The 12,275-nt window shown below is 58.8% G+C and carries 12 protein-coding genes; 7 read left to right on the top strand and 5 right to left on the bottom strand.

What is annotated here, in order from left to right:
- Positions 1–316: 316 nt before the first annotated feature.
- The 5 genes from ACI514_RS20380 (at position 317) to ACI514_RS20360 (ending at position 4,115) form a co-directional block, all read left to right on the top strand.
- Positions 317–1,711, top strand: coding sequence for a PhoH family protein (locus ACI514_RS20380; protein ID WP_016985016.1), 1,395 nt, complete (start codon positions 317–319; stop codon positions 1,709–1,711).
- A gap of 186 nt (positions 1,712–1,897) precedes the next feature.
- Complete coding sequence (gene moaC / locus ACI514_RS20375) at positions 1,898–2,371, top strand: cyclic pyranopterin monophosphate synthase MoaC (protein ID WP_405122267.1); 474 nt, start codon at positions 1,898–1,900, stop codon at positions 2,369–2,371.
- Entirely contained in the window at positions 2,368–2,610 is a 243-nt protein-coding gene (locus ACI514_RS20370; protein WP_016985014.1) for a MoaD/ThiS family protein, read from the top strand. Before moaC ends, ACI514_RS20370 begins: the two co-directional genes overlap by 4 nt.
- A gap of 3 nt (positions 2,611–2,613) precedes the next feature.
- The gene (moaE, locus tag ACI514_RS20365; protein WP_038357637.1) at positions 2,614–3,066 is read left to right on the top strand and encodes a molybdopterin synthase catalytic subunit MoaE; all 453 of its coding nucleotides are present in this window, start codon (positions 2,614–2,616) and stop codon (positions 3,064–3,066) included.
- A gap of 272 nt (positions 3,067–3,338) precedes the next feature.
- On the top strand, positions 3,339–4,115 hold the full coding sequence (locus tag ACI514_RS20360) for an ABC transporter substrate-binding protein (protein ID WP_160056022.1): 777 nt from the start codon (positions 3,339–3,341) through the stop codon (positions 4,113–4,115).
- Between the two features lie 101 nt (positions 4,116–4,216).
- Here ACI514_RS20360 and ACI514_RS20355 read toward each other — a convergent pair whose 3' ends face one another.
- The 5 genes from ACI514_RS20355 to ACI514_RS20335 form a co-directional block, all read right to left on the bottom strand.
- Positions 4,217–4,843 (bottom strand): transcriptional regulator, encoded by a 627-nt coding sequence (locus ACI514_RS20355; protein ID WP_064393297.1) that lies wholly within the window; start codon positions 4,841–4,843, stop codon positions 4,217–4,219.
- 93 nt (positions 4,844–4,936) lie between these two features.
- Positions 4,937–6,064, bottom strand: a complete 1,128-nt coding sequence (locus ACI514_RS20350; protein WP_405122266.1) for an NAD(P)/FAD-dependent oxidoreductase — start codon at positions 6,062–6,064, stop codon at positions 4,937–4,939.
- A 149-nt stretch (positions 6,065–6,213) separates the two neighbouring features.
- On the bottom strand, positions 6,214–7,158 hold the full coding sequence (locus ACI514_RS20345; protein WP_405122265.1) for an ornithine cyclodeaminase family protein: 945 nt from the start codon (positions 7,156–7,158) through the stop codon (positions 6,214–6,216).
- Between the two features lie 136 nt (positions 7,159–7,294).
- Positions 7,295–8,773 carry an ATP-dependent RNA helicase RhlB gene (gene rhlB, locus ACI514_RS20340; RefSeq protein WP_160056028.1) on the bottom strand — a complete coding sequence of 493 codons (1,479 nt, stop codon included), beginning with the start codon at positions 8,771–8,773 and terminating at the stop codon, positions 7,295–7,297.
- Between the two features lie 96 nt (positions 8,774–8,869).
- Positions 8,870–9,526: an alpha/beta hydrolase gene (locus ACI514_RS20335; protein ID WP_160056030.1), complete on the bottom strand. Its 657-nt coding sequence runs from the start codon at positions 9,524–9,526 to the stop codon at positions 8,870–8,872.
- Between the two features lie 468 nt (positions 9,527–9,994).
- On the opposite strand from ACI514_RS20335, the gene ACI514_RS20330 reads away from it, so the two are divergent.
- Positions 9,995–11,026: an amino acid ABC transporter substrate-binding protein gene (locus tag ACI514_RS20330; RefSeq protein WP_007914328.1), complete on the top strand. Its 1,032-nt coding sequence runs from the start codon at positions 9,995–9,997 to the stop codon at positions 11,024–11,026.
- A gap of 66 nt (positions 11,027–11,092) precedes the next feature.
- A complete protein-coding gene (locus tag ACI514_RS20325; protein WP_160056032.1) occupies positions 11,093–12,274 on the top strand; it encodes an amino acid ABC transporter permease in 1,182 nt (393 codons plus the stop codon).
- Position 12,275 lies beyond the last annotated feature (1 nt).

Here is a 12,275-nt window from a genome sequence, read left to right as displayed (position 1 = left end):
CATTGGGCTTGGGGCGATTTTTTTGCAGGATTCGGTGCATGCGGACTTCCGACTTTAGCGGGGTCTTGGCAGTCCGCCAAGGGCTTTTCGTCACTCTGCAAAATAAACTTAAAAAAACCGTCAAAGTACTTTTTTATGTCATCGGTTTTGGAGTATTACGAAGACAGACCGCCGAAACCTGCAACACAGGTGGCGTCTTCCAAGACCCGTTTGTTTGCAGTCACTTGAATCTCCGCAGGTGAGATTTCGGCAGTCACTTCGAGGCGCAGCACCGCCCAGGTATTGCGTCTACTGGCTCTGACAAAGGTGACCGAGTATGGATGATCACGGACGTAGCCCTTCCTCCAACCAGCCAATCCTGTATGTACTCGATACCAACGTATTGATTCACGATCCAAACGCCCTGCTGAATTTCGAAGAACACCACGTCGCAATCCCGATGACCGTGCTTGAAGAGCTGGACAAGCTCAAGAGCGGGCATCACAGCGTGGCCGCTGAATGCCGTCAGGCCATCCGGCTGATCGACAAGACCCTGGGCGATGCGTCCCCGGAAGATGTCGAGCTGGGTGTGCCGATCCAGCGCGGCAAGGGCGGGCCGAAGGGCTTACTGTCAATACTGATGAGCAAACAGGCCGAATCGAATCTGATTCTGCCCGAGCACCTGAACGACAACAAAATCATCAACCAACTGATCGATCTACACACCCGCGACCCGAAAAAACCGGTGGTGCTGGTCACCAAAGACATCAACATGCGCCTCAAGGCGCGCGCCTGCGGCATCGATGCCGAGGATTACAGCACCGACCAACTGGTCGATGACGTGTCCCTGTTGCCCAACGGCTACCACAACATGACCGGCTCCTTCTGGGACCGCGTGAGCAAGGTCGACACCCGTCAGGATCACGGCCGCACCTGGCATCAAGTGCAACTGATCGATAATCTGCCGGCAGTGCATATCAACGAGTTCATCATTGATGAACAGGGCTTTGTCGGCTGGATCAAGGAGATCGACGAGGCCAAGCTGCTGATCCTCGACCTGCATCAGGAACCGTTGCTGCACCAGGAAGCGTGGGGGCTGAAACCGCGCGACATCTATCAAAGTCTGGCGCTGTACGCGCTGCTCGATCCGGACATTCATCTGGTCAACCTGTCGGGCGCGGCAGGCTCCGGTAAAACCATTCTGGCGCTGGCCGCTGCGATCGAGCAGACCATGGTCAGCAAACGTTATCGCCGCATCATTGCCACCCGCAGCGTGCAGGGCCTGGATCAGGAGATCGGTTTCCTGCCCGGCACCGAAGCGGAAAAAATGGAGCCTTGGCTGGGCGCCATCACCGACAACCTCGAAGCCTTGCACATGGATGACGAAAACACCCATGGCAGCGTCGACTACATCCTCAGCAAAGTGCCGTTGCAGTTCAAATCGCTCAACTACATTCGCGGTCGCAGCTTCCAGCAGAGCCTGATCCTGATCGACGAATGCCAGAACCTCACGCCGCACCAGATGAAAACCATCATCACCCGTGCCGGCGCAGGTTCCAAAGTGGTGTGCCTGGGCAACCTCGCACAGATCGACACCCCTTACCTGTCCGCGACCAGCTCCGGGCTGACCTACCTGACCGAACGCTTCAAGGATTTCCCCAACGGTGTGCACATCACCCTGCAAGGGGTGCCTCGCTCGATTCTGGCCGAATACGCCGAAACCCACCTGTAAAACAGCTGCAAGATTCAAGCTGCAAGCGGCAAGATACAAGCGTAGAGAGTGTTTCTCTCATGCCCTTGTAGCTTGCCGCTTAATGCTTGCAACTGCTTAAATGCTGCCATTCCATACCTGCAAACTACTGCGCTTTTCACTTGCCGCTTGTAGCTTGCCGCTCGCAGCTGCCTCAAGGAGGCCCCCGTGCTGACTCATCTCGATTCCCAAGGTCGCGCCAACATGGTCGACGTCACCGAAAAAGCCGTGACGTTCCGTGAAGCGACGGCCCAAGCGCTGGTGCGCATGCTCCCCGCAACGCTGCAGATGATCGTCAGCGGCGGTCATCCCAAGGGTGACGTGTTCGCCGTGGCGCGCATTGCCGGCATTCAAGCTGCGAAGAAAACCAGCGATCTGATTCCCCTTTGCCACCCGCTGATGCTGACCGGCGTCAAAGTCGAACTCAGTGCTGAAGGCGAAGACACCGTGCGCATCGTTACCCGCTGCAAATTGTCCGGGCAGACCGGTGTGGAAATGGAAGCATTGACCGCCGCCAGCGTTGCCGCCCTGACCATTTATGACATGTGCAAAGCCGTCGATCGTGGCATGACCATCGAAAGCGTGCGCCTGCTGGAGAAAGTCGGCGGCAAGAGCGGGCACTTTCAAGCGGAGCAGCCATGAACCTGACCGTGAAGTTTTTTGCCCGTTACCGTGAAGCGCTGGGCGTGGATTCGGTAAAGGTTGAGGGCGATTTCGCCACCGTCGACGACGTGCGGGCATTGTTGGCACAACGCGATGGCGCCGAGGTGCTGAGCGAGCAGAACCTGATGTGTGCACGCAACGAAGACCTCTGCCAGCTCGACGAGCCTGTGGTTGATGGCGACGAAGTGGCGTTTTTCCCCACCGTGACGGGAGGCTGAGCCATGGCGATTCGCGTGCAAGCCACACCGTTCGATCCGGGCGCTGAAGTCAACGCGATGCACGCGGCCAATGTCGGCGTCGGCGCGGTGGTGAGTTTCGTCGGCTATGTGCGCGACTTCAATGACGGACTGGATGTGGCGGGGATGTTCCTCGAACACTATCCGGGCATGACCGAAAAAGCCCTCGGCAAGATCGCCATCGAAGCCGAACAGCGCTGGCCGCTGCTGAAGCTGGAAGTGCTGCATCGCATCGGTGCACTGGAACCGGGTGAGCCGATCGTGTTTGTCGGCGCCGCCAGTGCCCATCGCCAGGCCGCATTCGATGCCTGCGCTTTCGTCATGGACTACCTGAAAACCCGTGCACCGTTCTGGAAGAAAGAAAACACCAGCGATGGCCCGCGTTGGGTTGAAGGGCGGGACAGTGATCATGCCGCGGCGGATCGCTGGAAAAAGTAAGTCTTGTAGCGCCCTTCAGTAAGCCTTCGCGAGCAAGCTCGCTCCCACATTGGATCTTCATGAACGCAGATATTGTGTTCGCTACAGATCCCCTGTGGGAGCGAGCCTGCTCGCGAAAGCGTCATCTGCATCACCAAAATCCTCCTGCCTGGCCCGATTGACGGCATGTACATATAAGTCCAGTATGGATTTCCAAGTACAAAAAATCCCATCTGTTTTTCAGCTCTTTCTTCTGTCTTGCCAAACCAACAACAACCTGCGAGAGAACGAACATGAAGAAACTCCCCCTCATCACCGGTCTGGCCCTCAGCCTGTTAGCCTCAGCCAGCGCGTTCGCCGCCGAACAAACCCTGCGCATCGGCATCGAAGCCGCTTACCCGCCATTTGCGTCGAAAACCGATAAAGGCGAAATCGTCGGTTTCGACTACGACATCGGCAACGCCCTGTGCGCGCAGATGAAGGTCAAGTGCGTGTGGGTTGAAGGTGAGTTTGATGGTCTGATCCCTTCGCTGAAAGTGAAGAAAATCGACATGGCGCTGTCATCGATGACCATCAACGAAGACCGCAAGAAGTCGGTGGATTTCACCCACAAGTACTACTTCACTTCGTCGCGACTGGTGATGAAGGAAGGCGCAACGGTCGATGACCAGTACGCCAGCCTCAAGGGCAAGAACGTCGGCGTGCAGCGCGCAACGACTACTGACCGTTATGCCACCGAGGTGTTCGAGCCGAAGGGCATCAACGTCAAGCGCTACAGCAACAACGAAGAGATCTACATGGATCTGGCGGCGGGGCGGCTGGATGCGATTTTTGCCGACACTATTCCGCTCAATGACTTTCTGTCGATGCCGCGGGGCAAGGGTTATGCGTTTGTCGGGCCTGAGTTGAAGGATCCGAAGTACGTGGGCGAGGGCGCGGGGATTGCGGTGCGCAAGGGTAATGCCGAACTGGTCAGCCAGTTGAATGGCGCGATTGATGGCATTCGTGCGAGTGGCGAGTACCAGAAGATTTCCGAGAAGTATTTCAAGTCCGATATCTACGGCGACTGATAGTCCGCTATCGCGAGCAGGCTCACTCCTACATTTGGAATGCGTTCCCCCTGTAGGAGTGAGCCTGCTCGCGATGGCGTCAGAGAAATCACCGCAAATCTCTAGCCCTTCATTTCCTTCAAATGCTTGTACACCGTCGCCCGCCCCATATTCAGCACATTGGCCACATAGTTCGAGGCGCTCTTGCCCTTGAACGCGCCTTCGGCGTGCAGCGCCAGCACCAGCTCACGTTTGTGATCGCGGGTCAGCACATTCAGGCTCAATTGCCGCTCGCGCAGCCAAGCGTGGAGGAAGGTGTTGATGCGCTCCTGCCAGTCATCACGAAACAGTGAGTCCGGTTGCGGGATCAGTTTGCTCGGCGACAGAAACAGGTCCAGCGCCGCCTTGGCGTTCTCGAACAGCGAAATATTCAGATTGATGCACAGCACCGCCAGCGGCAGGCCTTCACTGTCGCGCAGGACGCTGCTCAGGCTGCGGATCTTCTGGCCATCCCAATTGAGCTTTTCGTACGGGCCGATATTGCGGTCGCTGACATCCTCGCTGAGCATGTCTTCCAGTGACGAGTCGTCACCGATCTCACGCTTGGACAGGTTGTTGGCGATGTAATCGACCTTCTGTGTGCGCAGGTCGTGCAGCACCACTTCGGCGTGCGGAAAGAACAGTGTGGCGATGGCATCGGCGATGGCGCGGAAGTTATCCAGCGCCGGGTCGAATTCAGGGGCGGTCATGACAGTGGAGCTCCAGGCAGCGTCAACGCCCCCGTGATCAGGAGGCGCTGCGAGTGTGCCGCAATCCGTTGGGCGCGTCATCCGGATGGACGATCAGGCGAGGCGGGCAGGCGAGAGCATGGCGCTGCTCAGACCGAAGTTACGCAAGTGCTCGGGCAGTGGCTGACCACGCACCAACTCCGCGCTGGCCTGGCCCATCGCTGGCGAAGTCTGGATGCCATAACCACCTTGCGCCGCGACCCAGAACAGCCCCGGCACCTGCGGATCGAAACCGCTGAGCAGATCACCGTCGCCGACGAAACTGCGCAGCCCGGCCCAGGTGCGGGTCGGGCGGCGGATGGTCAGCGTGGTGGCTTCTTCGATCTGGTAAATGCCCATGGCGATATCCAGTTCTTCCGGCTGCACATCGTGGGGTTCGACCGGGTCGGCGTTGGCCGGCGAGCCGAGGAACATGCCAGCGTCGGGTTTCATATAGAAGGACTCGTCGAGGCTCACCAGCATCGGCCAGTGATGAATGTCGACGCCTTCGGGGCCGGCGAAGATGAATGCGGCGCGGCGTTTCGGTTGCAAGCCCAAGGGCTTGGCGCCGGCCAGTGCACCGATCTTGTCGGCCCAGGCGCCGGCGGCGTTGATGATTACCGGTGCGCTGAAGGTCTGGCCGTTTGTTTGTACGTGCCAGAGGCCGTCGGCGTCGCGGTTCAGGCCGAGTACTTCGCAGTCGGTATGCACTTCGCCGTTGTTGCGACGGATGCCGCGCAGGTAGCCCTGATGCAGGGCATCGGTGTCGATGTCGCTGGCGCTCGGGTCGTAGATCGCACCATGGACTTTTTCCCGGCGCAGGATCGGCAGGCGTGCGCAGGCTTCGTCGGCGCTGAGCAATTGCATCTCCGGCACGGTGGCTTTGGCGCTGAGGTATTGGTTGTTGAGTTCGGCAGAGTCGCCGGTGAAATCCACGGTCATTTCGCCGCGCGGGGTCAGCAGCGGGTGTTCGCAGAAGCCGGCCGGCGGATGATCGAAAAACTCGCGGCTGGCCTGGGTCAGTGCACGTACCTGCGGTGTGCCATAGGCTGCAGTGAACAGCGCGGCGGAGCGCCCGGTGGAGTGATAGGCCGGGTGCGATTCACGTTCGAGCACGATCACTTTGCCGTGCGGCGACAACCAGAAACCGCTGGAAGCGCCGGCAATTCCGCCGCCGATGATGATGAAATCTGCCTGGCTCATGAGGTTCTCCAGTGAGTAAGCAATATCCAATAGTTCGCTATCCCCTGTAGGAGTGAGCCTGCTCGCGATAGCGGTGTATCAGGCAACAATAATGCTGAATGTAAGACCGCATTCGCGAGCAGGCTCGCTCCTACAGGGGATTTGTGGTGTTAGTGGGTTAAGTGATAAACCGCATTGGCCAGGGCGATGTCTTCCAAGCCAAGGCCGATTGAACGGAAAAACACGTGACGATCGTAATCGGGGCGCTGGACTTTCTCGCTGAGCAAGTCGGCGAGATCGCCGACAATCAAATCCTTGCTCCAGCCATGCTGTTCACTGGCAATCAGCATCTCACCCGCCGACCCCGGAGTGGTCAGACGATAGTCACAGAACACCTGCATGTCGTTGAGGCTCTGCGGCGGCACTTCGTGGGCACGTGGGGCGTTGGTGCTGATCGAGGTGATCAGGGCCGGTTTGCTCAGCGCGGCAGGATCGATCACCGGGCCGGGGGACGAGGTACACAGCATGATCACATCAGCCTCGGCAATGGCCGCTTCACGGCTATCGGCAATTTTCAGATTGGGCGTGATGGCTTTCAACAGTGCCTGGGTTTGCGCGTCGGCGGACAGGCTTGGCGAATACAGGCTGATGCTCTGCCAGTCACGCAGCGATTTCACGTAGTGCAAATGCGCCTGGGCAACCTTGCCGCTACCAATGATTGCCAGTCGCGTGGCATTGACCGGAGCGAGGGTGTCGACCGCCACGGCCGTGGTCGCGGCGGTGCGCGCGGTGGTCAGTTCACCGGCATCGCAGAGCAGCAGCGGTTGGCCGGTTTTCATCGACATCAGCAGCGTCCACGCCGTCACCAACGGGCCTTGCTCGCGAACGATGTAGGGCGAGGTCTTTACGCCGTAAACGCCGTCTTCAGCCAGCACGCCCAGGTAGTTGATGAAGTCACCTGCACCTTGAGGAAACTCCACCAGTTGTTGCGCCGGTTGCACGGCATTACCCGCCGCAAGATCGCGAAACAGTTTGCGCAGAATCTGCGGCACGTCGATGCGCATCAGAAGCTCGCGGGCCTGATGCTGGTCGATCACGTAGGGCGTACTGGACATGTCAGGCTCCGGAGTCTGTATTTAAACTAATTTGTCCATTATGGACATTTAGTTTTCTCTCGCAAGCACCTGATCAAACACCGGGCGAAAAAAAAGCGCAGTCCGTTGCCGGCTGCGCTTCTTTTATTCGTATCGCTTACTGCGGACGCTTGCGCTCAACCGCACGCAGCAGGTGCGTCGGTGGCGTTTCGCAGCTGATCTTGCGACCGAGCTTCTCTTCGATGGACGGCAACTGGTAGGAGTCGTCCTCACCGGCGAAGCTGATCGACACGCCATCGGCGCCAGCACGACCGGTCCGGCCGATGCGGTGCACGTAGTCGTCCGGGACTTCCGGCAGGGTGAAGTTGATCACGTGGCTGATGCCGTCGATGTGGATGCCGCGACCGGCTACATCGGTGGCGACCAGTACGCGAATCTTGCCTTCGCGGAAACCTTCCAGAGTCTTGATGCGCTTGTGCTGCGGCACGTCGCCGGACAACTGCGCAGCGTTCACACCGTCGCGCACCAGACGCTCTTCGATACGGCGGACTTCGTCCTTGCGGTTGGCGAAGACCATCACCCGCTCCCAGCCATTATCGTTGACCAGGTTGTAGAGCAATTTGTACTTGTCGGCACCGGCCACGGCGTAGATGTGTTGCTCGACGTTTTCGTTGGCGACGTTGGTGATTTCGATTTCGACGATCGACGGATCGGTCGTCCACTGCTTGGCGAGGTTCATCACATCTTCGGTGAAGGTCGCGGAGAACAGCAGGGTCTGGCGTTCGCTTTTCGGCGGCGTCTGGCGAATGATCTGGCGCACTTGCGGGATGAAACCCATGTCGAGCATGCGGTCGGCTTCGTCCAGCACCATCACTTCGACCATGTCCAGATGCACGTCGCCGCGCTGGTTGAAGTCGAGCAGGCGGCCCGGGGTGGCGACGAGAATGTCGCAGTGACGCGCTTCGAGGTGTTTGAGCTGCTTGTCGAAATCCATACCGCCAACGAAGGTCATGACGTTGAGGCCGGTGTACTTGGTCAGGTCGGCGGCGTCCTTGGCGATCTGCACCACCAGCTCACGGGTCGGCGCGATGATCAGCGCACGAGGTTCGCCCATGTAGCGTTCTTTCGGCGGCGGCGTTTGCAGCAGTTGAGTAATGATCGAGATCAGGAACGCGGCGGTTTTGCCGGTACCGGTCTGCGCGCGACCAATGGCGTCTTTGCCGGCGAGGGTGAAGCCCAGCACCTGCGCCTGGATCGGCGTGCAATACGGGAAGCCCAGATCCTGAATGGCGTGCATCAGTTCTGGAGCGAGTTTGAAATCGTGAAAGCGGGTTTTGCCTTCTTGTGGCTCGACGACGAAATCTTCGAGTTTCCACGGAATGACCGATGCCTTGGGCTTCGGTTCGCGACGCGGTCTGGCCGGTTTCGGCTCGTCACTGCGCGCAGGCTCGGCGGCGATGGGCGCGGCCGGAGCGGGTTGCGGGTCTTGCTTCGGTGCTGCTACGGCAGCGGGGCGGTCGGCCTGGGGCGCATCGTGGCGATGACCGGGGGCGTGCGACGGCGCACTGGGAACTGGCGCGAGCTGCTCAGCCTCGCTTTTACCGAACATTTTCTTGAGTGCTTCGAGCACGGTCATCTCATCAATTGGTTAAGGAATGTACGCCGGCCAGTGTAATGCAAGAAACGGGCGCGGCGTAGTGTGATGATCAAAGGGCAGGCATTGCTGGCGTGATCAGCGCAGACGTTCGCTCAACCAAACGCCAATGTCGCGAATTTCCTCGGGTAACACTTCGTGCTCCATTGGGTATTCCTGCCATGTCACGGTGACACCATGCTTCACCAAATGCTCATAGGCACTGCGGCCCATCGAGTTCTGCACCACGCCATCGAACTGGCCGTGCAGGCATAGCGCGGGAATCCGCTGCTGACTGGCTGAAAGCTCCATCTCATCATTGAAAGTCGGCGCATACGTCGACAACGCCAGCACACCACCCAACGGCCCCTGCCATTTCAAGAAAACAGTGTGCAAAACCACGGCGCCACCCTGGGAAAAACCGGCGAGGAAAATCCGCGAGGCGTCTATTCCGCTGGCGCGCTCGTTTTCGATCAATTCGATGATGCGATCCGCCGACGCTTCCAGCTCATCACGATCGATCGCCCGCGCCGGGCTCATGGCTTTAATGTCGTACCAGCTCGGCATGGCATATCCGCCATTTATCGTCACCGGACGAGTCGGCGCCTGCGGCAGCACGAAGCGCGTGCTCAACAGGCTTTCCTGCAACGCTTCCGCCACCGGCAGGAAATCGTAGCGGTCGGCGCCGAGGCCGTGCAGCCAGATCACGCAGGCGTCTGCGGGCTTAACAGGCTGAAGAATCAAGGGCTCGGTCATGTCTGCTCCAAATATGTGCGGGCGCTCTCATTAAGTGCGTGATTCGAGTGCGCGCCCGGTTGATCCGTTAAGAAGATGTCGCAAGGGTACAAGTTTTGCTCTTGACCTGTCGCCGAATCGATTCCGCGACAGGTGTGGTACGGGCTTTGCTATGGAAGGTTTTGTACGAAACGTCCTACGCGTGGCGGTAACACTATCAGTGTACGACCCGCGACGGGATGGCAAAGAATCCGGTGATGGATGTTCGCCAATGGCCGCTACGGGCGCAGCGAACGTGAAAGGGCTACAGCCCGTTCGGCCGATTGGTGAGAAGTGAGTTGTCCATTATGTGGATTTTCTCCTACTAGACTCATAGCGAAGGTCTTACGTCGGTTGACCCCAAAAAAAGCCAACACGGGTCAACAACGCCTCAAAAGGGTGCGACTGGACTCAAGCTCCGACACAACAAGAGCAAAACTGGAGGTTTGAATGAAGATGTTGAAATCCACCCTGGCCATCGTGACTGCAGCAACAGTACTCGGTGTCAGCGGGTTCGCTCAGGCGGGTGCAACCCTGGATGCAGTGCAAAAGAAAGGTTTCGTGCAGTGTGGCGTGAGCGACGGTCTGCCGGGCTTCTCGGTTCCGGACGCGACCGGCAAGATCCTCGGGATTGATGCTGACGTCTGCCGCGCTGTGGCCGCTGCCGTATTCGGCGACGCGACCAAGGTCAAATTCAGTCAGTTGAACGCCAAGGAGCGCTTCACCGCGCTGCAATCGGGCGAGATCGACATCCTGTCGCGTAACACCACCATGACCAGTTCGCGTGACGCGGGCATGGGCCTGAAATTCCCGGGCTTCATTACCTACTACGACGGCATCGGCTTCCTGGTGAACAACAAGCTGGGCGTGAAGAGTGCCAAAGAGCTGGACGGTGCAACTATCTGCATCCAGGCCGGTACCACCACCGAGCTGAACGTTTCCGACTACTTCCGTGGCAACGGTCTGAAATACACCCCGATCACTTTCGACACCTCCGATGAAAGCGCCAAATCGCTGGAATCCGGTCGTTGCGACGTGCTGACCTCCGACAAGTCCCAGCTGTTCGCCCAGCGCTCCAAGCTGGCCTCGCCGAAGGACTACGTGGTTCTGCCGGAAACCATTTCCAAAGAACCGCTGGGCCCGGTCGTACGTAACGGCGACGACGAGTGGCTGGCGATCGTGCGTTGGGTTGGCTACGCGCTGCTCAACACCGAAGAAGCCGGCATCACTTCGAAGAACGTCGAAGCTGAAGCCAAGTCGACCAAGAACCCGGACGTCGCCCGTATGCTCGGCGCTGACGGCGAGTACGGCAAAGACCTGAAACTGCCGAAAGACTGGGTTGTGCAGATCGTCAAACAAGTCGGCAACTACGGTGAAATCTTCGAGAAAAACCTCGGCAAGAGCACTCCGCTGGAAATCGACCGCGGCTTGAACGCCCTGTGGAACAACGGCGGCATTCAGTACGCACCACCAGTGCGCTAATGGTTCTATCACCCGGCGGGCCAACCGCCGGGTGATGTTCTTGTTCCATTTCTTCCGGGGCACTTCATGCAAAATTCAATCGGCGCACCAAAGCAGAGGCTCAGCCTCAGCGATCCACGAGTGCGTGCGTGGCTATTCCAGATCATCACCGTTGTGGCGGTGGTCTCGCTGGGCTGGTACTTGTTCGACAATACGCAAACCAACCTTCAGCACCGGGGCATTACCTCCGGTTTTGGCTTTCTGGAGCGCAGTGCCGGTTTCGGCATCGCTCAACACCTGATCGACTACACCGAAGCGGACAGCTATGCCCGCGTCTTTGTCATCGGTCTTCTCAATACCCTGTTGGTGACGGTGATCGGCGTGATTCTGGCGACGATTCTCGGTTTCATCATCGGTGTAGCGCGGCTGTCGCAGAACTGGATCATCAGCAAACTGGCGACGGTGTATGTGGAAGTGTTCCGCAACATTCCGCCGCTGCTGCAGATTCTGTTCTGGTACTTCGCGGTATTCCTGACCATGCCGGGGCCGCGCAACAGCCATAATTTCGGCGACACCTTCTTCGTCAGCAGCCGTGGCCTGAACATGCCAGCCGCGCTGGCGGCTGATGGTTTCTGGGCGTTCGTGCTCAGCATCGTGGTGGCCATTGTCGGCATCGTGCTGATGACGCGCTGGGCCAACAAGCGCTTTGAAGAAACCGGCGTACCGTTTCACAAGTTCTGGGTGGGGCTGGCGATTCTGCTGGTGATCCCGGCGTTGTGCGCATTGATCTTCGGCGCACCGCTGCATTGGGAAATGCCCGAGCTCAAAGGCTTCAACTTTGTTGGCGGCTGGGTGCTGATCCCGGAACTGCTTGCCTTGACCCTGGCCCTGACCGTGTACACCGCGGCGTTCATCGCCGAGATCGTGCGTTCGGGGATCAAGTCGGTCAGCCATGGCCAGACTGAGGCGGCGCGTTCCCTCGGCCTGCGCAACGGTCCGACCCTGCGCAAGGTGATCATTCCGCAAGCCCTGCGCGTGATCATTCCGCCGCTGACCAGCCAATACCTGAACCTGGCGAAAAACTCTTCGCTGGCGGCCGGTATCGGTTATCCGGAAATGGTGTCGCTGTTCGCGGGCACGGTGCTTAACCAGACCGGCCAGGCGATCGAGGTGATTGCCATCACCATGAGCGTGTACCTGGCGATCAGTATCAGCATTTCCCTGCTGATGAACTGGTACAACAAGCGCATTGCGCTGATCGAGCGGTAAG

The sequence above is a fragment of the Pseudomonas sp. M20 genome (genome assembly GCF_045037865.1).
GTDB lineage: Bacteria > Pseudomonadota > Gammaproteobacteria > Pseudomonadales > Pseudomonadaceae > Aquipseudomonas.
The sequence above is the reverse complement of the archived record's forward strand: the minus strand, read 5'-3'. Positions and strand labels throughout refer to the sequence as shown.